Raw genomic sequence first — 19,203 nt, 5'->3', positions numbered from 1 at the left:
GGCCGCGATTATAAGCCTCAAAGGACGATTCCCGTGAGGCTTAAACGATCAGTCGTTGCGCGAACCGCCGAAATACCCGCAGCCCCGTTGGACCTGGCCATCGACGCGCAACTCGGCGCTCATGTGCGCAATGCTGCCGGTGCTGCTGTCGACGCAACGCTGCGGCGCGACCCACAGTTCGATGTGCTGGTTATTGGCTTCGGTGCTGAGGTTGAAGCGCCCGTCGCCCAGTTGCTCCTCAACGTAGGGAACGGCCAGCGGCGGTTGCCCCGCCCGGTCGATGACCATGCCCTTGCCGCTGACCCTGACGTTCCAGTCCGGACCATGGCCGGCGGCACGCAGGATCAGCAACTTGAAGTTAGGATCGTCGCACGCGGTGCCCGAGCGCTCGACGCGGTACAACTGCGCCAGGTCCAGCCGGTCCTCGCCGCCGCTGGCAACGACGCGCCCGCGAACATCGGCGAACAGCTTGCCCTGCGCGTCGGCCAGGGTCGCGGCCTCCTGCAGGACACTGGTGCCGCCGATGTCGTTGACCACCAGGCTGCGCTGCTCATTGCACGGCTGGAACACCAGTTTGCCATCGGCTGCCATCAGTTGACCCTGCATTCGGCTCTGACCCACGTGAGAGGCACTTTCACGGGGGCTTTCCAGTAACTGGCAGGCGGCGAACAGCGGAAGCAGGGCAACGAGGACTAAGGAACGGGCAACACGCATCTTTGGCTCTCCAGACAAGTGCCGCCACGTTACTCAGCCTGACCGTTCATCACAAGGGCTCAGCCCACATGAAAGGTCTGACCTGTTTGCAGGCCTTCCACGCTCTTGGCGTAGGCCAGTGCCACATCGGCTGCGGGAACCGGCTTGAAGCCGCGGAAGTACGGTGCATATTTGCCCATGGCCTCGAGCAGCACGTTAGGGCTGACCGAGTTCACGCGCAGGCCGCGCGGCAGTTCGATCGCGGCAGCCCGCACGAAACTGTCGAGGGCGCCGTTGACCAGCGCCGCCGACGCGCCGCTGCGGATCGGGTCGTGACTGAGCACGCCGGTGGTGAAGGTGAACGAGGCACCGTCGTTGGCGAATTCGCGGCCGATCAGCAGCAGGTTGACCTGGCCCATGAGTTTGTCCTTGAGGCCCAGGGCAAAACTGTCTTCGCTCATTTCGTCGAGCGGGGCGAAGGTCACGTTGCCGGCGGCGCAGATCAGCGCATCGAATGTCCCGGTCTTTTCGAAGAGGCGGCGAATCGAGGCGCTGTCGCTGATATCCACCTGCAAATCACCGCTGTTGCGGCCGATGCGGATGATCTCGTGACGCTCGGACAGCGCTTTGTCGATGGCCGAACCGATCGTACCGGCTGCGCCGATCAGAAGAATTTTCATGGGGTGGATCCTCGTGTGGGTTGAAAGTGGTTTCAGTCTAGAGTGGTTTTTTCCGTGGATAAGCGCGCTAATAGGCAATCTTTGGTTTTCTATTGGAAACAATCCATGAGCGAGATGGATGATCTGGCGGCGTTTGCCGTGTTGATCGAAGCCGGCAGCTTTACCCTGGCGGCGCAGCGACTGGGGTGCAGCAAAGGCCAGTTGTCCAAGCGCATCAGCTTGCTGGAGACGCGGTTTTCCGTGGTCCTGCTGCAGCGCACCACGCGTCGGCTGAGCCTGACGGCAGCAGGGGCGGCGCTGTTGCCGCAAGCGCAGGCGCTGGTGGTGCAGGTGGAAAGGGCGCGTCAGGCGTTGGCCCGCCTGAAGGACGACATGGTCGGACCGGTGCGCATGACCGTTCCGGTGTCCCTGGGAGAAACCTTCTTCGATGGCTTGTTGCTGGAGTTTTCCCAGCAGTACCCGCAAGTGCAGATTGAACTCGACCTCAGCAACGACTACCGGGACCTGTCCCGGGAAGGTTTCGACCTGGCGGTGCGTTCCGAAGTGGGCAATGACGAGCGTCTGGTGGCGCGCCCGCTGCTGGCCTGGCACGAACTGACCTGCGCCAGCCCGGCCTATCTCGCGCAACACGGCGAACCCCTGGCGCCGCAGGCCCTGGCGGAGCACCAGTGCCTGCTCAACAGCCACTACAGCGGGCGCGAGGAATGGCTCTATCACCAGCAACACGAGCTGTTGCGGGTGCGCGTCTGCGGGCCGTTCGCCAGCAATCATTACAGCCTGCTGAAAAAAGCCGCACTGGCGGGCGCTGGTATCGCGCGTTTGCCGTCCTACCTGTTGCAGGCGGAATTGGCTGACGGTCGATTGCGCTGGCTCCTGCGCGACTTCCAGACACGACGGATGCCGATGTACCTGGTGCACCCCTACCAGGGTGGCTTGCCCAAGCGTACGCAGGTGCTCGCGGATTATCTGATGGGCTGGTTCAAGCGCAGTGGCGAGGCACTGGATCGCCTTTGAAGCATTACCCCGGCCCCGGTGGGAGCGAGCCTGCTCGCGATTGCGGTTTGACCTTCAACGATCGTGTTGAAGGATCTAAGGCCATCGCGAGCAGGCTCGCTCCCACAATCGGGGGCCATAAAAAAACGGCCCGAAGGCCGTCTTTTCTGGTTCTGCAGCCGCTTAGCCGCCCAGGTACGCTTCGCGCACTTTCGGGTCGGTCAGCAGCGCTTCACCGGTGCCTTGCATCACCACCCGGCCGTTCTCCAGAACATAGGCGCGGTCAGCGATCTTCAGCGCCTGGTTGGCGTTCTGCTCGACCAGGAACACCGTCACGCCATCCTTGCGCAGCTGCTCGATGATATCGAAGATCTGCTGGATGATGATCGGGGCCAGGCCCAGCGAGGGCTCGTCGAGCAGCAACAGCTTGGGTTTGCTCATCAGTGCACGACCGATGGCAAGCATTTGCTGTTCGCCGCCGGACATGGTGCCGCCGCGCTGAGTGAAGCGTTCTTTCAGGCGTGGGAAAAGTCCCAGAACCTTGTCCATCTGTTCCTGATAATCACCCTTTTCGGTGAAGAAGCCGCCCATCGAGAGGTTTTCTTCCACGGTCAGGCGGGCAAACACCCGACGACCTTCCGGCACCACGGCGATGCTCTTGCGCATGATCTGCGACGAACTCTGGCCGACGAGCTCCTCACCCAGGTAGCGGATGCTGCCGCTGTGGGCCTGCGGCGAACCGCAGAGGGTCATCAGCAGGGTCGACTTGCCGGCGCCGTTGGCACCGATCAGGGTCACGATCTCGCCCTGGCGGACTTCGACGTTGACGCTGTGCAGGGCCTGGATCTTGCCGTAGAAGGTGGAAACGTTTTCGAACTGCAGCATTTACGCTTCCCCCAGGTAGGCTTTGATCACTTCAGGATTGTCGCGGATCTGTTCCGGCGTGCCATCGGCCAGGGGGGTGCCCTGGTTGATCACGACGATGTGGTCGGAAATGCTCATGACCAGTTTCATGTCGTGCTCGATCAGCAGCACGGTCACGTCGTGTTCTTCACGCAACACGCTGATCAGCGCCTTCAGGTCTTCGGTTTCCTTCGGGTTCAGGCCGGCGGCCGGTTCGTCGAGCATGAGGATCCGTGGGCGGGTCATCATGCAGCGGGCGATTTCCAGGCGACGTTGCTGACCGTAGGCCAATGTGCCGGCCGGACGGTTGGCAAATTCCGTGAGGTTGACCTTGTCCAGCCAGTACTCGGCGAATTCCATCGCCTCGCGCTCGCTCTTGCGGAACCCCGGGGTCTTGAACAAACCGGACAGGAAGTTGGTGTTCAGGTGACGGTGTTGCGCGATCAACAGGTTCTCGACCGCCGTCATGTCCTTGAACAAGCGCACGTTCTGGAAGGTGCGCACCACGCCCTTGAGCGCAATCTTGTGGCCGGGCAGGCCCTCGATTGGCTCGCCGTCCAGCAGGATGCTGCCGCCGCTCGGCTTGTAGAAACCGGTCAGGCAGTTGAACACCGTGGTCTTGCCGGCCCCATTGGGGCCGATCAGGGCAACCACCTGTTTCTCTTTCACGGTCAGGGCCACGCCGTTGACCGCGAGCAGGCCGCCGAAGCGCATGCTCAGATTTTCAACTTTAAGGATCTCGCGGCTCATTTGCGCAGCTCCATGTGAGGACGTTGCATGGGCAGCAGACCTTGAGGTCGCCAGATCATCATCAGCACCATCAGGGCGCCGAACATCAACATGCGGTACTCACTGAACTCACGCATCATTTCAGGCAACAGGATCATCACCACGGCCGCCAGGATCACGCCCAGCTGCGAGCCCATGCCACCCAGCACGACGATGGCGAGGATGATCGCCGACTCGATGAAGGTGAACGACTCCGGTGTCACCAGGCCCTGGCGGGCGGCGAAGAAGCTGCCGGCGAAACCGGCGAAGCTGGCACCGAGGGTGAAGGCCGAGAGCTTGATGACCGTAGGATTGAGACCCAGCGCACGGCAGGCAATTTCATCTTCACGCAGGGCTTCCCACGCACGGCCGATCGGCATGCGCAGCAGGCGGTTGATGATGAACAGCGCGGCGAGGGCCAGCAACAGCGCAACCAGGTAAAGGAAAATCACCTTGTTGATCGAGTTGTATTCCAGGCCGAAGTACTCGTGGAAAGTCTGCATGCCTTCGGCGGCTTTACGTTCGAAGGTCAGGCCGAAGAACGTCGGTTTCTCGATGTTGCTGATGCCGTTCGGGCCACCGGTGATGTCGGTCAGGTTACGCAGGAACAGGCGGATGATTTCACCGAAGCCCAGGGTCACGATGGCCAGGTAGTCACCGCGCAGGCGCAGGACCGGGAAGCCCAGCAGGAAGCCGAAGGTGGCGGCCATCAGGCCGGCGATCGGCAGGCAGACCCAGAAGCTCAGGCCCAGGTAGTGGGAGAGCAGCGCATAGCTGTAGGCGCCGACGGCGTAGAAACCGACGTAGCCGAGGTCGAGCAGGCCGGCCAGGCCGACCACGATGTTCAGACCGAGGCCGAGCATTACGTAGATCAACACCAGGGTGGCGATGTCCACCGCACCACGGGAGCCGAAGAACGGCCAGATCAGGGCACCGATGATCAACGCAATGATGATCCAGCGTTGAGTGCTCGGCAGGGTCAGGAAGTGGCTGGTCTTGGCCGGGATCAACGGCATGCCGGGCGAGGAGCGCCAGGCCGAGCTGATCTGCTGATCGAACAGCACCCGCAGGAACATCAGGACCGAGCACACCGCGATGATGGCCAGCGTGGTGGTGCTGGTGCCGTGAACTTCGAGCTTGATACCGACGATGGACAGTTTCAGGCCCAGTACCGGGTAGGCAACCGCCCACACCAGCAAGGCGCTGAACAACGCCTGTTTAAGATTCCTAGTCATACTTTCTCAACCTCCGGACGACCCAGCAGGCCGGTTGGCCGGAACAACAACACCAGGACCAATAGACCGAACGCCACGACGTCCTTGTACTGGTCGCCGAAGATATCGGCACCGAAGGCTTCCGCAACGCCGAGCACCAGCCCGCCGAGCATGGCGCCGGGGATGCTGCCGATTCCGCCCAGTACGGCGGCGGTGAAGGCCTTGAGGCCGACCAGGAAACCGGCGTTCGGGTTGATCACGCCGTATTGCATGCTCAGCAGCACGGCCGCGATGGCCGCCAGTGCGGCACCGATGACGAAGGTCAGGGCGATGATGTTGTTGGTGTTGATGCCCAGCAGGTTGGCCATCTTGATGTCTTCGGCGCAGGCGCGGCAGGCGCGGCCCAGGCGAGAGCGGGAGATGAACAGCGTCAGGCCGAGCATGGCGATCAGCGTCACCACGAACACCACGATTTGCATGTAGGAAATCAGCACTTCATGTGCGCCACCTGGCCCAAAGGCAAAGTTGCCCGGAATCAGGTTGGGAATGGATTTGTCCTTGGAGTCTTGCGCCAGCAGAACGGTGTTCTGCAGGAAGATCGACATGCCGATGGCGGAAATCAGCGGGATCAGACGGTTGCTGCCACGCAAGGGGCGGTAGGCGATCCGTTCGATGCTGTAGCCGTAGGCACTGGTCACGACAATGGTCGCGAGGAAAGCGGCGGTCATCAACAGCGGAACACTGTCGAGTCCCATCATGGCCAGCCCGGCAATGGCGATGAACGCCACGTAGGAACCGATCATGTACACCTCGCCGTGGGCGAAGTTGATCATTCCAATGATGCCGTAAACCATCGTATAGCCGATGGCGATCAGGGCATACGTGCTGCCAATGGTCATGCCATTAACCAGCTGTTGGAAAAAGTGATAGATGTCAGGCATTACAGCGCTCCTAAAAACCTGATACGCATTTCACTGGTGGAGTCATTTTCCCGCCCGAGCCCCGTGGATCTGCATCCACTTCGAATCCGGGTTTTGCCAGCGAACCGCTGATGACGGTTTTGAGATTTTCAGGTGGGGAGACTGGCGGATCACGCCAGTACGGCCCAGGTACATTCGTAAAACAAAGCCCACGGCACGCCGTGGGCTTTGTTGGCAGTCAGTCAGGCAAAGCCTTACTGAGGCGAAGCTTCGGTTTTAGGTTTGCCGAAGTGCCACTCGTAAACCACGAATTTGAAGTCTTTCAGGTCGCCCTTGGCATCGAAGCTCAGGTCGCCGGTCGGGGTTTTGAAAGTGCCTGCGTGGATGGCGGCAGCCACCTTGGCAGGGTCTTCGCTCTTGGCGGAGGTGATGGCATCAGCGATCACAGTCACAGCCGAGTACGACGGGAACACGAACGGACCGCTCGGGTCTTCTTTCTTCGCTTTGAAGGCGTCAGCCAGGGCAACGTTGGCCGGGTCCTGGTCGAACGACTTCGGCAGGGTGACCAGCAGGCCTTCGGAAGCACCCTGGGCGATTTGCGAGATGGAGTCGTTACCCACGCCTTCCGGACCCATGAACTTGGCTTTCAGGCCTTTTTCCTGGGCCTGGCGCAGGATCAGGCCCAGCTCCGGGTGGTAGCCGCCGTAGTAGACGAAGTCGACGTTGGCTTGCTTGAGCTTGGCGATGATCGAGGAGAAGTCCTTGTCGCCGGCGTTGATGCCTTCGAACACGGCAACCTTGACGTTCTTGCCTTCCAGGGTTTTCTTCACGGCCGAGGCGATGCCTTCGCCGTATTGCTGTTTGTCGTGCAGCACAGCAACGATTTTCGGTTTCACGTGATCGGCAATGTAGTTACCGGCGGCAGGGCCCTGGGCGCTGTCCAGGCCGATGGTGCGGAACACCATTTTGTAGCCACGGTTGGTGATGTCCGGGCTGGTGGCAGCCGGGGTGATCATGATCACGCCTTCGTCTTCGTAGATGTCCGAAGCCGGTTGAGTGGAGCTGGAGCACAGGTGACCGACCACGAACTTGACGCCGTCGTTGACGACCTTGTTCGCTACCGCCACGGCTTGCTTCGGATCACAGGCGTCGTCGTATTCAACGGCTTCGAGTTTCTTGCCGTCCACGCCGCCCTTGGCGTTGATTTGCTCGATGGCCATTTTGGCGCCACTGAACTGCATGTCGCCGTATTGGGCTACAGCACCGGTTTTAGGGCCGGCGATACCGATCTTGATGGTGTCAGCTGCGAACGAATGGCTGGCAACCCCGGCCAGAACCATAGCGGCAAACAGTTTGGAAATCTGCTTAGTAGCCTTTGTCATAGTGCTCCACTCTTACTGTTGTAATTTTTATAGTCCTGGCGCCGTAGCAGCAGAACCGGGTCAGATATCTACGACATCCTCCGGAAAATGCCCTCGGCAACTGTACCGGTACAGTGTAGAGCGCCGATTGTCAGCCTGGGAAGCTGGCGCCGGGGGGCAAAATCAGGGGGTGTCGCTTTTGTGAAAGAAAAAGACAGAATTGCGGCGGGGTTCCAGCTGAACAATCCAGCAATCCTTGGCGCTCCTGCAGTTTTCAATCGGTGATGCAATTGCTTCCGGGTTTTTCTGCCAGACCACCGACGTTATCATCCACGTCGATTTCTTTTCCGGACAGGACCCATGACTGAAGAACCTAGCACCCTCTATGCCAAGCTGCTTGGTGAAACCGCATCTATTTCGTGGAAAGAGCTGGAGCCCTTCTTCGCCAAGGGTGCCCTATTGTGGGTCGATCCGGGCCTGGATTTGATCGCGGCGGCAGAGGCCGTGGCGACCGACGATGGGGAGAAAGTGGCTGCCTGGCTGGCCGCCGATGAGGTCGCCAAACTGTCTGAAACGCGGGCGCTGGATCTTTTCGAACGTGATCCGACGCTTTGGGCAGTGGTGGTTTCGCCCTGGATTATGATCCAGGAAAGGGCGACGAAATGAAGTTGCGCACTTGATTGGTGCGTCAGGTTTTCGTGGAAAAGTGTGTAGCCGAGTAGCGTGATGGCATGTTGCCGTAGAGAAAGGCTACAGCTTCACGGTGACGTAAACGTAACGGGCACAGTTGAGGGCGCTGGTTGAGGCTTGTTTAATTGTTTCCAGATGTGGATTTGCGCCGCTTTCAGGGCCCATCGCGAGCAGGCTCGCTCCCGCAGGGGCTCACTGTCCACCTGTGGGAGCGAGCCTGCTCGCGATGGGGTCGCCTCGGTCTCTATCAGACCGAGTAAGTCTTGCCCGTGTGGTTGTTCAGCGAAATCACCTTGGTCTTGCCGATGCGGTGACGGTAGATCTCGCGCAGGTACTTGATCGCTTTCTTCACGCAATCGCGCGACAGGCGAATGTCATTGATCGAGACGAACTTCTCCTTGTCGTTGATCAGTTCGCGGTACTTCTTTTCGTACATCGGCTTGATCGCATACCAGTTGGTGTCGAGGATTTTCGCCGGGTTCTCGAACTCGTTGAGCAAATCGTCGATCAACTCTTCGTTGAATTCCTCCTGGATGATGAAGTCCAGGATCGAGTTGTCCAGCGTTTCGTCGAAGCGGTACGGGTTCTTCGCGAAGCAGCGCTTGATGAATGCGACGATCAGCGTCAGGAAGTCATCCGACAGGCAAGGGCTCTTGGCGATCAACGTGGTCAGCGACAGGTTGGCCGAGGCGCCGATCACCAGCGCATAGCGTTTGAGCGTGGTGTTCGGGAACAGGCTGTTGAGGTGGGTCTTCAACCGGTTCAGGTCCATGTAGGACAGCTTGTAGTCTTTCGGCAGGGAGACGATCGACACCACCGACGAGCAGTTCTTGAAGAAGTGCAGGTCGTGCAGCGCCGCCGCGTCGTAGCCGGAATTCTTGTATTGCTCCAGCGAGGCGCGGTAACGCTTGGATTCGATCGGCAGCAGGCTGATGCCTTCGATGGCCTGGGTCACCTTGTTGAAATGCGGCAGGTCGATGGAACGGAAAAACAGGTCGTCGATGTTCAGGCGTTGCGGCTCTTTCTCGAACACTTTGAACTTGTCGCTGCTCGGCGGCGGGGTTTCCGGTACCACGGATTCGGCGTAGGCGATGGCGACCGGGCCGGCCAGGCTCATGAACAGGTCGTTGGCGTCCAGGCGAATGGTTTCGCCGATGTCGATGCCGGCGCGACGGAAGTAGTTCTGGTCGTAGTCGGTGGTGACCGCCTGCGCCGTCAGGATGTTGAAGATCTGTTGCGAGATGTACTGGTTGGCATGCTTCTCCATCGCGTTGACGTCGATGTTCTGAATGTTGCCATCATCGTTTTCTTCGGCGTAGCGCATGATGTCGTTGGAGATCAGCATCATCGCGTTCCAGGGGCGGATACGGCCCATGACGCTGGCTTCGCTGCTGTCTTCGTTGGCGAAGTTGTAGGAGAAGTCCCACTCTTCAGACAGGTACTTACACAGCAGGCGACCGGCGTTGATGTGCAGGGCTTCGGACATTTCGCTGCGGTGATCGGAGATGTTCGGCAGCACGCAGATGCCGCTGGTGAAAATCGGTTCGAACACAAACGAATGACCGCTCTTGCCGTCGTGTTCGTCCATCGGCTTGGTGTCGAACGTTTTGTTCATGTAGGAATGCTGTTGGGCCAGGCCGAACTCCGAAGCCATGCCCGAACCGGTACCGCCACCGGCACTGAAGATCGAGAAGTACAGGCGCGACTGGTTGGCCTTGATCCCGCAGCTGTCGATCAGGTACGAGTGGATCATTTTCCAGTCGGGGCTGGAGAAGCGCTGGGTGTCCTTGTTCAGGATGATCTTGGCCAGGTACTGGCCGAGGATCGGCGCGTTACCGGCGCCACCGGCGTGGACTTCCGACAGGTCCATGATCTTCATTTTGCTGTAGTCGCGCAGGAAGCCGCTTTTTTCGCCCTTGCGCGAGAAGCGGATGCGACCGGCGATGTCCTTGTCGAGGTCGCCGAGCATGACCAGCGGCTCGACCAGGAACACCGGCTTGGTGGCCTTGTTCGGGATCAGGCGCAGGCTGGAACGGATCCACTGTGCCGGGCTGTAGCCTTTGTCGGCGAGGCGTTTATCCGACGATACGCGATCCTCGTTATTGAATTCGTTGAGGTAGAACTTGCGGGCGTTGTACACCAGCTCCGCGACATCCAGTGCGATGTTCGAACCGCAGCGTCCGAGGCCGATCAGGCACACCGACGGGAATTCCTGGGCGCTGTACTGTTCGCTGTCGCCTTCCAGGTGCGGTGGGCGCGGGAACACCAGGTCGCGCAGGCCGTCGAGGTTGTCGAGGATGCGGTCGGTGTTGGTCTCGGTGAAATACAGGTATTGCTGGCTCGCCAGCGGGCGCGACGGCGTCAATGGCTTCGACGGAGCAGGGCTGTTCGCTGCGGGGCTGGGCGTCAGATCGGATATGGCGGGGGCCGGGTTGTTTTTGGAAGTCATTGTGCGCCATGTACCTGGGCTGGTCGGTTGGGCGGCGGGGTGCGCCGGACCGTCACGGTTGGGTTCTCGCGTCTTCGTTCGGCGCGTAATGGGCCCAAGCATCAGGGGGTTGGCCTGAGCATCGCTCGGGGGAATCCTTTCCTAGTCATGATGGATCGGCCAATATTCGGCGATCTTTAATCGAAAAGAAGGCTAAATGATGTCAACCCTACCATCGTTGGGTTTCGCCGGGATTGGCCTGATGGGCCTGCCGATGTGCCGGCGCCTGCTGGCTGCGGGGTATCCGCTGGCCGTGTGGAACCGCAATCCGGCCAAGTGCATCCCGCTGGTTGAAGCGGGCGCGCGACACGTTGCCACACCGGCCGAACTATGCCAGCACGCCGATGTGGTGATGTTGTGCCTGGCGGACACTGCCGTGGTTCGCGAAGTGGTGTTTGGGCCGGGTGGCATCGCCGAGGGTGGGAGAAGTGGTCAGTTGCTGGTGGATTTTTCCAGCCTGGAACCTGCCGCCACCCGGGAAATGTCGGCGCAGTTGGCCAGCCGGGCCGGCATGAGCTGGCTGGACGCGCCGGTGTCCGGCGGCGTGGTCGGTGCCGAAGCTGGCAGCCTGGCCATCATGGTTGGCGGCACGGCGGCGGACCTTGAGCGTGTCAGGCCGGTGCTGCTCAGTCTCGGCCAGCGGGTCACCCACATGGGGGCGGTCGGGGCGGGGCAGGTGACCAAGGCCTGCAATCAGATGATCGTTGCCTGTAACGCGCTGGTCATCGCCGAGGTGGTGGCGCTGGCCGAGCGCTCCGGCGTCCAGGCGGGTCTGATCGCCGAGGCGCTGGCCGGCGGATTCGCCGATTCGAAGCCGTTGCAGATCCTGGCGCCGCAAATGGCCGACAGCCGTTTCGAACCGGTGAAGTGGCACGTGCGCACGCTGCTCAAGGACCTGGACACGGCGGTGAAGTTTTCCCGCGAGCAGGGCTCGGCCACGCCGATCAGCGGATTGGCCGCACAACTGATGCGCCTGCATGGGGGCCAGGGCTTTTTGGAAAAGGATCCGTCGACGTTAGTGCAGTTGTACCGTGAGCCAGGGTCAGGGAGCTGAAGGCGTACGTGTGTTGGCGCTGGTGGATGTCGTCCAGCACCGTGCGCAGTTCCGTCAGGGGCACCGGACGGCTGAGCAGGTAACCCTGCACCATGTCGCAACCGTTGCGCTCCAGGAATGCATATTGCTCGGGGGTCTCCACGCCTTCGGTGACCACCTGCAAGTGCAGCGTGTGGGCCATGATGATGATCGCCTGCACGATTTCCATGTCCTGGCTGGCCTTGGGGATGTCCTGGATGAACGAGCGGTCGATCTTCAGCGTGTTCAGCGGCAGGCGCCTCAGGTAGGCCAGGGAGGAATAGCCCGTGCCGAAGTCGTCGATCGACAGCGAAACGCCGAGGGCGCGAATCTGGCGCAGCAGCACCAGTGATTCGGCAATGTTGTCCATCAGCGCGTTCTCGGTGACTTCCAGTTCCAGTCGCTGCGGGGCGACCCCGGCCACACGCAGCGCCTGTTCGATGTCGTTGGCCAGGTCCTCACGCGCCAGGTTCAGCGGTGAGCAGTTGACCGCGACGTGCAGTGTTTCTGCGCCCTGGCGCGACAGCTCTGCGAGGTCTTCGCAGGCTTTTCGCAGGACCCATTGATCCAGCTCGGCGATCAGGCCGTTGGCTTCGGCGATGGCGATAAAGCGATCGGGTGTCAGCAGGCCATGGATGGGATGTTGCCAGCGCACGAGCGCTTCGAGCTTGGTGACCTGGTGGCTTTTCAAGTCATAGATCGGTTGGTAGTGCAGCACCAGGCCGGTGTTTTCGCGCAGGGCATGGCGCAGTTCTTCTTCAATTTGCAAGTCCAGGGAGGCCCGGGTTTTGAGGCTCGGGTTGAAGAAGTTCAGCCCGTTACGACCGCCGCCCTTGGATTGATAGAGCGCCAGGTCGGCGTGTTTCAACAGTTCTTCACAGGTCGTGCCGTCCTCGGGGAACAGGCTGATACCGATGCTGGTGGTCATGACCATGCGGCGCCCGGCCAGCTCGATCGGTTCCTTCATTTTCAGCATGATGCGCTGGGCCATGAGCCGCGCCTCCTCGCGATCACGCAGGCTGATGAGCAGGCAGAACTCATCGCCGCCAAAGCGCGCCACCACATCTTCCTGGCTGCGGACCGACCCCCTGATGTGCCGGGCCATGACGGTGAGCAACTCATCGCCGGCGTCGTGCCCGAGGCTGTCATTGATGCGTTTGAAGTGGTCCAGGTCCAGGAACATCACCGCCAGCATGCCGCCTTCCGTGGTTTTCTGCTGCAGCTTCTCGGCGAACACCTGGTTGAAGCCACGGCGGTTGATCAGGCCGGTCAGGGCGTCATAGTTCGCCGCGTGTTGCAGCGACAGGCGTGCTTCGTCCAACTGGCCAAGCAGCATGTTGACCCTTTGCAGGTCGCGTTCCTTGTGCTGCAGTTTCTTGTCCGCCAGTGCCGCGCTGATGCTGCTGCCGATGATCAGGAGGGTGATGACGGCCACCGTGAGTGCCAATTGCTGGTGGCTGCTGTCGCCGGGCAAGGTCAGCGGGCTGCCGGCCGGGAGCACCAGGGTGAAGGCGGCCATGCCGGTGAAGTGCATGCTGATGATGCCTGCGCCGAGGACCAGGCTGGCGCTGAGCTTGATCAGTTGATGCAGCCGGCCAGCGCCTTCGCGCAGACGACTGGAGAGCAACAGCGCCGCCAGGCTTGCACCGATGGCGATCGCGATGGACAGACCGAAAAGGACAGGTTGGTAATACGCCACCGCGTTCGAACGCATGGCTGACATGCCCACGTAATGCATGGTGGCGATGCCCATGCCGATGCAGATCGAGGCCTGCACGTATTGTCGGATCGTCAGGCGAGGATGGCTGAGGGTATGCATCGCCAGCCACGAGGCGAAGAGGGCGATCAGCAGCGAGGCCAGGGTGATGGGCAATTCATAGCGAATCTGCACCGGCGCCTGGAACGCCAGCATGCCGATGAAGTGCATGGCCCAGATACCGCCCGCCAGGCAGCCGGCACCGACCCAACGCCAGAGCCTTTGGGAGGCGGGCTTTTCCGAATGGCCAATGCGTTCGGAAATATCCAGCGTGGCGAAGCCACCGACGCAGGCCACCAGATAGGCCAGCAGCACCAGGAACGGATCATGCGTGCAGTTGAGAACGACCTGGCCGTCCGCGGTCAGCTCAGTGACAAAATGCAAGCCCAGCCATTCCATAGCACGCCCCATCAGGTCCTTGCCCGCGTCATGCACGCCGGCGAATGCATTGGAGTATAGAGCTCATGCAATCAGCGCCAGCCGTAGTGGCACGGTGGTACCAATGATTTTGGTATGAACTCGATAGCGTTTGGTGCTAACGCTCAGGCGACCTCGAAGGCTTCGAACCCGGGTTGCAGAGGGGGCAGGCCGAACGCTGCCCTGGCGGCGTCGCAATCCACGTTCGCCTCGCCATTGGCCCACGAGGCTTCGAATTCCCGACAGGTGCTGGAGCGCTGGTCATAAATCGAACATTGAACGGTGCTGCCCACGGTCCCGACCAGAGCGGTACAGCGGGTGGGCTTGCAGTCCGTGCCGAGCATGGCGACCCGGCTGGGGCTGATCGGCGCGACGAGATCGTCGGGCACTGTTCCGCCGGCAGAGGTGCATTCTCCCCAGAAAAACGAGACGCGAAAATGAGAACAGCAGGCACCGCAATGCAGACACGGACTGGCTTCGGACATGGGCGATCATCAAAGGAGGGATAGGGCGGCGTCAGAGAAGGCGACGCCACCATTCTAGGCTTCGCAACGAGCTTGGGAAGGGGGCGCGGGCGGTATTTTTTCACGCCTGTCGGGGCACATGAAAAGTAACCGGTGTCGGCAGGTTCCGGGTTCGAGCGCCGAGGCGCAACGGGTGTTCGCCATGGGCTGATATCAGCTTTACAAATAATGACAGACAGCTCGGGCGAGCCTGACTAGATTGCAGGTTCCGGGCTCGGATGCGACGGCAGTGAAGCCCCCATAACAATAAAAGAGACGGACCCATGCAGAACTCGACCCAAGCGGCGAATGCCTGGCGCATTCTGTTCCTGCTGTTCCTTGCGAACCTGTTCAATTTCTTCGACCGCACCATCCCGGCCATCATCATCGAGCCGATCCGCATGGAGTGGAGCCTCAGCGATTTCCAGTTGGGGATCATCGGCACGGCATTCACCATCGTCTATGCCATTGCCGGGCTGCCCCTGGGGCGGATGGCCGACACCGGTTCGCGCGCCAAATTGATGGGCTGGGGCCTGGCCGCGTGGAGCGGGTTGACTGCGGTCAACGGCATGGTGGGCAGTTTCTGGAGCTTCCTGATCGTGCGCATGGGCATCGGCATCGGCGAAGCCAGTTACGCGCCGGCCGCCAACTCGCTGATCGGCGACCTGTTTCCCGCCCACCGCCGCGCGCGAGCCATGGGCATTTTCATGCTGGGCTTGCCGTTGGGCCTGTTGCTGGCGTTCTTCACCATCGGCTGGATGGTCAAGGCGTTCGACAGCTGGCGTGCACCGTTTTTCATCGCCGCCGTGCCGGGGCTGATCCTGGCGGTGTTCATGTTCTACATCAAGGAGCCGAAGCGCGGCGCGGCGGAAAGCGTGCAGGTTTCCCAGGAGCGTGTAGACCGGCCGATCCGTCGGGTGCTGGCGGTGCCGACCTTCCTGTGGCTGGTCATGGCCGGGCTGTGTTTCAACTTCGCGACCTATGCGTGCAACTCCTTCCTGGTGCCGATGCTGCAACGTTACTTCCTGATGCCTTTGCACGAGGCTGCCGTCGCCACCGGCATCATCGTCGGTGTGACCGGGCTGATCGGCCTGACCCTGGGGGGATGGGTGGCAGACAAGATCCACCAGCGGGTCGCGAACGGGCGCCTGCTGTTCGCCGCGTTCAGCCTGATCATCTCCACGCTGTGCACCGCCTGGGCGTTGCACGCCGGACGCATCGAGATCGGCGTGTTCGTGGCGGTGTTCAGTGTCGGCTGGTTGTTTGCCTACAACTTCTACACCTGCGTTTACACGGCCATCCAGGACGTGGTCGAGCCGCGCCTGCGGGCGACCGCCATGGCGTTGTTCTTTGCCGGGTTGTATCTGCTCGGCGGCGGCCTGGGGCCGGTGGTGGTGGGCGGCCTGTCCGATCACTTTGCGAAGACGGCCATGCTCGCGGCGGGGGCCGAACAGATGACCGAGGCGTTCAAGGCCGTCGGGCTGCACGACGCGATGTACCTGATCCCGGTCGCGCTGTTCCTGACCATGGTGTTCCTGTTCCTGGCGTCGCGCTGTTTTGTGCGCGATGCCAAGCGGATGAAGGAGGAGTTGGGCGCCGTGGTCGAGCCTCAGGTTTCCGCGGCGACGGCATAGGCGCTATCGCGAGCAGGCTCGCTCCCACAGGGGATAGTGCAAACACTGTGGGCGCGAGCCGGTTCGCGATACATCATCAGCCGCACTGGAAAATTCAAGTACACAAAAAAGGCCCGCATCACTGCGGGCCTTTTCCATGGTCGGTGGCGCAGGAAGCTTAGCCTGCCACCAGCACCCGAATCGCTTCCAGTCGCAGCGCCGCCTTGTCGAGCATGGCCAGGCCTTGTTCGCGTTGAGTGCGCAGGGCGACCAGTTCGCTGTCGCGCACGGTCGGGTTGACCGCCTGCAACGCGGTCAGGCGCGCCAGTTCTTCGTCGGTATCGGCGGCCAGGCGACGTTTTGCCTCGGCCACACGCTCGGCGTGACGCGGGAGGATTTTCTCTTCACCGGCGTTGATCCGTGGCGTCAGCTGGTCGCGCTGGGCCTGGATGAACTTGTTGGCGCTGGCACGCGGCACGCTTTCCAGCTGATCGTTGAGGGTTTCGAATGCCACCCGGGCCGACAGGTCGTTGCCATTGGTATCGAGCAGGCAGCGCAGGGCGGCTGGTGGCAGGTAGCGGCCCAGTTGCAGGGAACGCGGGGCGACCACTTCGCTGACGTACAGCAGTTCCAACAGCACCGTGCCGGGTTTCAGCGCCTTGTTCTTGATCAGCGCCACGGCGGTGTTGCCCATGGAGCCGGACAGCACCAGGTCCATGCCGCCTTGCACCATCGGGTGTTCCCAGGTGATGAACTGCATGTCTTCGCGGGACAGCGCCTGGTTGCGGTCGTAAGTGATGGTCACGCCTTCGTCGTCGCCCAGCGGGAAGCTGGCGTCGAGCATTTTCTCGCTCGGCTTGAGGATCAGGGCGTTTTCCGAATGGTCTTCGCTGTCGATGCCGAATGCGTCGAACAGGGTTTCCATGTAGATCGGCAGGGCGAACTGATCGTCCTGTTCGAGAATCGCCTCGACCAGCGCTTCCCCTTCGCCAGCGCCACCGGAATTGAGCTCCAGCAAACGGTCGCGGCCAGTGTGCAGCTCGGCTTCCAGGCGCTCGCGCTCGGTGCGGGCTTCGTCGATCAGCGCTTGCCACTCGCCGTCATCGGCGTTTTCCAGCAGCGGCAACAGGCGCGGGCCGAACTGGTGCTGCAGGGCGTTGCCGGTCGGGCAAGTCGCGAGGAACGCATTCAGAGCCTCGTGGTACCACTGGAACAGGCGCTCTTGCGGGCTGGTTTCCAGGTAGGGCACGTGCAGTTCGATGGTGTGTTTCTGGCCGATCCGGTCGAGACGACCGATGCGCTGCTCCAGCAGGTCCGGGTGCGACGGCAGGTCGAACAGCACCAGGTGGTGCGAGAACTGGAAGTTGCGGCCTTCACTGCCGATTTCCGAGCAGATCAGCACCTGCGCGCCGAACTCTTCGTCGGCGAAGTAGGCGGCGGCGCGGTCACGCTCGAGGATGTTCATGCCTTCATGGAACACCGTGGCCGGGATGCCGGAGCGCACGCGCAGGGCGTCTTCCAGGTCCATCGCGGTTTCGGCGTGGGCGCAGATCACCAGTACCTTGGTGCGCTTGAGCATCTTCAGCGTGTCGATCAGCCATTCGACGCGCGGGTCGAATTTCCACCAGCGCTCTTCGTCGTTGGCATCCGGCTGGGCCTGGAAACTGACTTCGGGGTACAGCTCGGCGTGATCGCCCAGCGGCAGTTCGAGGTATTCGTCCGGCGACGGCAGCGGGTAGGGGTGCAGCTTGCGCTCCGGGAAACCCTGCACGGCGGCGCGGGTGTTGCGGAACAGCACGCGGCCGGTGCCATGACGGTCCAGCAGTTCACGAACCAGGCGGGCGCTGGCTTCGGTGTCGCCATCGTTGACTGCCGTCAGCAAGGCTTCGCCTTCGTTGCCGAGGAAACCATGGATGGTCTTGTGCGCGGCCGGCGACAGACGCCCCTTGTCCAGCAGCTCCTGAACGGCTTCGGCCACCGGGCGATAGTTTTCGCTCTCGGCGCGGAAGGCGTGCAGGTCATGGAAGCGGTTCGGGTCGAGCAGGCGCAGACGGGCGAAGTGGCTGTCCTGGCCAAGCTGTTCCGGGGTCGCGGTCAGCAGCAGCACGCCGGGAATGACTTCGGCCAGCTGTTCGACCAGCGAATATTGCGGGCTGACCTGATCTTCGTGCCACACCAGGTGGTGAGCTTCGTCGACCACCAGCAAGTCCCAGCCGGCCGCGAACAGCGCGTCCTGGGCCTTCTCGTCGTCCACCAGCCACTCCAGCGCCACCAGCGCCAGTTGGGTGTCTTCGAACGGGTTGGTCGCATCGCTTTCGATGAAACGTTCTTCGTCGAACAGCGCGACTTGCAGGTTGAAGCGACGACGCATCTCGACCAGCCACTGGTGCTGCAGGTTTTCCGGCACCAGGATCAGCACGCGGCTGGCGCGGCCCGAAAGCAGCTGGCGATGGATCACCAGGCCGGCTTCGATGGTCTTGCCCAGGCCGACTTCGTCTGCCAGCAGAACCCGTGGTGCGATGCGGTCGGCCACTTCACGGGCGATGTGCAACTGGTGCGCAATCGGTTGCGCACGCACGCCACCCAGGCCCCAGAGCGAGGACTGCAACTGACGGCTGGTGTGTTCAAGGGTGTGGTAGCGCAGGGAGAACCAGGCCAGGGGATCGATCTGCCCGGCAAACAGACGGTCGCTGGCCAGGCGGAACTGAATGAAGTTCGACAGTTGGGTTTCCGGCAGGGTAACCGCTTCGTTCTGCGCGTTGAGGCCGTGATAGACCAGCAGGCCGTCGATGTCGTCGACTTCCTGGACGGTCAGCTTCCAGCCTTCGAAGTGGGTGATGGAGTCGCCTGGCGAAAATCGCACGCGGGTCAGGGGCGCATTCCGTAGCGCGTACTGGCGTGTGTCGCCAGTGGCCGGGTAGAGCACGGTCAACAAGCGGCCGTCCTGTGCCAGAACGGTGCCTAAACCCAGCTCGGCTTCGCTGTCACTGATCCAGCGTTGCCCCGGTTGATACTGCTGCGCCATGCTGCCTGACTCCCACCTTGAAAAAGCGGGCTATCTTAACGGAATGAGGGCTTGAGGGCCAAAGGACTCTCGGAAAAACTCATCGATTGACCTTAGCTCAACGCTTG

Annotated in this window: 15 protein-coding genes; 4 read left to right on the top strand and 11 right to left on the bottom strand. The window is 61.5% G+C overall.

Annotated elements, in window-relative coordinates; genetic code table 11:
• Positions 1-48 precede the first annotated feature (48 nt).
• Both IB249_RS05200 and IB249_RS05195 read right to left on the bottom strand, forming a co-directional pair.
• The gene (locus IB249_RS05200; RefSeq protein WP_192302423.1) at positions 49-714 is read right to left on the bottom strand and encodes a COG3650 family protein; all 666 of its coding nucleotides are present in this window, start codon (positions 712-714) and stop codon (positions 49-51) included.
• 59 nt (positions 715-773) lie between these two features.
• Positions 774-1,373 carry a short chain dehydrogenase gene (locus tag IB249_RS05195; RefSeq protein WP_192302422.1) on the bottom strand — a complete coding sequence of 200 codons (600 nt, stop codon included), beginning with the start codon at positions 1,371-1,373 and terminating at the stop codon, positions 774-776.
• Between the two features lie 105 nt (positions 1,374-1,478).
• Between IB249_RS05195 and IB249_RS05190 the strand changes: the two genes are divergently transcribed.
• On the top strand, positions 1,479-2,387 hold the full coding sequence (locus IB249_RS05190) for a LysR family transcriptional regulator (RefSeq protein ID WP_192302421.1): 909 nt from the start codon (positions 1,479-1,481) through the stop codon (positions 2,385-2,387).
• A gap of 162 nt (positions 2,388-2,549) precedes the next feature.
• Here the strand turns inward: IB249_RS05190 and IB249_RS05185 are convergent, their stop codons facing one another.
• From IB249_RS05185 to IB249_RS05165, 5 genes are all read right to left on the bottom strand, one after another.
• On the bottom strand, positions 2,550-3,251 hold the full coding sequence (locus IB249_RS05185; RefSeq protein ID WP_192302420.1) for an ABC transporter ATP-binding protein: 702 nt from the start codon (positions 3,249-3,251) through the stop codon (positions 2,550-2,552).
• On the bottom strand, positions 3,252-4,019 hold the full coding sequence (gene livG, locus IB249_RS05180) for a high-affinity branched-chain amino acid ABC transporter ATP-binding protein LivG (protein WP_192302419.1): 768 nt from the start codon (positions 4,017-4,019) through the stop codon (positions 3,252-3,254).
• Positions 4,016-5,272 carry a high-affinity branched-chain amino acid ABC transporter permease LivM gene (locus IB249_RS05175; protein ID WP_192302418.1) on the bottom strand — a complete coding sequence of 419 codons (1,257 nt, stop codon included), beginning with the start codon at positions 5,270-5,272 and terminating at the stop codon, positions 4,016-4,018. Before IB249_RS05175 ends, livG begins: the two co-directional genes overlap by 4 nt.
• Positions 5,269-6,192: a high-affinity branched-chain amino acid ABC transporter permease LivH gene (gene livH / locus IB249_RS05170; protein ID WP_192302417.1), complete on the bottom strand. Its 924-nt coding sequence runs from the start codon at positions 6,190-6,192 to the stop codon at positions 5,269-5,271. The genes IB249_RS05175 and livH overlap by 4 nt, the downstream gene beginning before the upstream one ends.
• A gap of 233 nt (positions 6,193-6,425) precedes the next feature.
• Positions 6,426-7,553 (bottom strand): branched-chain amino acid ABC transporter substrate-binding protein, encoded by a 1,128-nt coding sequence (locus IB249_RS05165; RefSeq protein WP_192302416.1) that lies wholly within the window; start codon positions 7,551-7,553, stop codon positions 6,426-6,428.
• Between the two features lie 339 nt (positions 7,554-7,892).
• Between IB249_RS05165 and IB249_RS05160 the strand changes: the two genes are divergently transcribed.
• Positions 7,893-8,198, top strand: coding sequence for a DUF2288 domain-containing protein (locus IB249_RS05160; protein ID WP_192302415.1), 306 nt, complete (start codon positions 7,893-7,895; stop codon positions 8,196-8,198).
• Positions 8,199-8,469: 271 nt separating this feature from the next.
• On the opposite strand, the gene IB249_RS05155 is transcribed toward IB249_RS05160, so the two are convergent.
• A complete protein-coding gene (locus tag IB249_RS05155; protein ID WP_192302414.1) occupies positions 8,470-10,671 on the bottom strand; it encodes a hypothetical protein in 2,202 nt (733 codons plus the stop codon).
• A gap of 196 nt (positions 10,672-10,867) precedes the next feature.
• Here IB249_RS05155 and IB249_RS05150 point away from each other — a divergent pair, with 196 nt between their 5' ends.
• Complete coding sequence (locus IB249_RS05150; RefSeq protein WP_192302413.1) at positions 10,868-11,764, top strand: NAD(P)-dependent oxidoreductase; 897 nt, start codon at positions 10,868-10,870, stop codon at positions 11,762-11,764.
• Here the strand turns inward: IB249_RS05150 and IB249_RS05145 are convergent.
• The gene (locus IB249_RS05145) at positions 11,655-13,937 is read right to left on the bottom strand and encodes a putative bifunctional diguanylate cyclase/phosphodiesterase (protein WP_192302412.1); all 2,283 of its coding nucleotides are present in this window, start codon (positions 13,935-13,937) and stop codon (positions 11,655-11,657) included. The genes IB249_RS05150 and IB249_RS05145 overlap by 110 nt on opposite strands.
• Positions 13,938-14,080: 143 nt before the next feature.
• Positions 14,081-14,440, bottom strand: coding sequence for a YkgJ family cysteine cluster protein (locus tag IB249_RS05140; protein WP_192302411.1), 360 nt, complete (start codon positions 14,438-14,440; stop codon positions 14,081-14,083).
• A 302-nt stretch (positions 14,441-14,742) separates the two neighbouring features.
• Here IB249_RS05140 and IB249_RS05135 point away from each other — a divergent pair, with 302 nt between their 5' ends.
• On the top strand, positions 14,743-16,092 hold the full coding sequence (locus tag IB249_RS05135; protein WP_192302410.1) for a spinster family MFS transporter: 1,350 nt from the start codon (positions 14,743-14,745) through the stop codon (positions 16,090-16,092).
• A gap of 157 nt (positions 16,093-16,249) precedes the next feature.
• Here IB249_RS05135 and rapA read toward each other — a convergent pair whose 3' ends face one another.
• A complete protein-coding gene (rapA, locus tag IB249_RS05130) occupies positions 16,250-19,096 on the bottom strand; it encodes an RNA polymerase-associated protein RapA (protein WP_192302409.1) in 2,847 nt (948 codons plus the stop codon).
• Between the last annotated feature and the right edge of the window lie 107 nt (positions 19,097-19,203).

It is taken from the genome of Pseudomonas sp. PDM04 (assembly GCF_014851765.1).
GTDB lineage: Bacteria > Pseudomonadota > Gammaproteobacteria > Pseudomonadales > Pseudomonadaceae > Aquipseudomonas.
Note: the sequence above shows the minus strand (reverse complement) of the source record. Positions and strands in the feature narration are given on the sequence as shown.

Coding starts and splice junctions, on each gene's coding strand:
- IB249_RS05150 (WP_192302413.1), top strand. CDS start 10,868: ATGATGTCAACCCTACCATCGTTGGGTTTCGCCGGGATTGGCCTGATG.
- livG (WP_192302419.1), bottom strand. CDS start 4,019: ATGAGCCGCGAGATCCTTAAAGTTGAAAATCTGAGCATGCGCTTCGGC.
- livH (WP_192302417.1), bottom strand. CDS start 6,192: ATGCCTGACATCTATCACTTTTTCCAACAGCTGGTTAATGGCATGACC.
- IB249_RS05200 (WP_192302423.1), bottom strand. CDS start 714: ATGCGTGTTGCCCGTTCCTTAGTCCTCGTTGCCCTGCTTCCGCTGTTC.
- IB249_RS05145 (WP_192302412.1), bottom strand. CDS start 13,937: ATGGAATGGCTGGGCTTGCATTTTGTCACTGAGCTGACCGCGGACGGC.
- IB249_RS05165 (WP_192302416.1), bottom strand. CDS start 7,553: ATGACAAAGGCTACTAAGCAGATTTCCAAACTGTTTGCCGCTATGGTT.
- IB249_RS05155 (WP_192302414.1), bottom strand. CDS start 10,671: ATGACTTCCAAAAACAACCCGGCCCCCGCCATATCCGATCTGACGCCC.
- IB249_RS05185 (WP_192302420.1), bottom strand. CDS start 3,251: ATGCTGCAGTTCGAAAACGTTTCCACCTTCTACGGCAAGATCCAGGCC.
- IB249_RS05190 (WP_192302421.1), top strand. CDS start 1,479: ATGAGCGAGATGGATGATCTGGCGGCGTTTGCCGTGTTGATCGAAGCC.
- IB249_RS05195 (WP_192302422.1), bottom strand. CDS start 1,373: ATGAAAATTCTTCTGATCGGCGCAGCCGGTACGATCGGTTCGGCCATC.
- IB249_RS05135 (WP_192302410.1), top strand. CDS start 14,743: ATGCAGAACTCGACCCAAGCGGCGAATGCCTGGCGCATTCTGTTCCTG.
- IB249_RS05175 (WP_192302418.1), bottom strand. CDS start 5,272: ATGACTAGGAATCTTAAACAGGCGTTGTTCAGCGCCTTGCTGGTGTGG.
- rapA (WP_192302409.1), bottom strand. CDS start 19,096: ATGGCGCAGCAGTATCAACCGGGGCAACGCTGGATCAGTGACAGCGAA.
- IB249_RS05160 (WP_192302415.1), top strand. CDS start 7,893: ATGACTGAAGAACCTAGCACCCTCTATGCCAAGCTGCTTGGTGAAACC.
- IB249_RS05140 (WP_192302411.1), bottom strand. CDS start 14,440: ATGTCCGAAGCCAGTCCGTGTCTGCATTGCGGTGCCTGCTGTTCTCAT.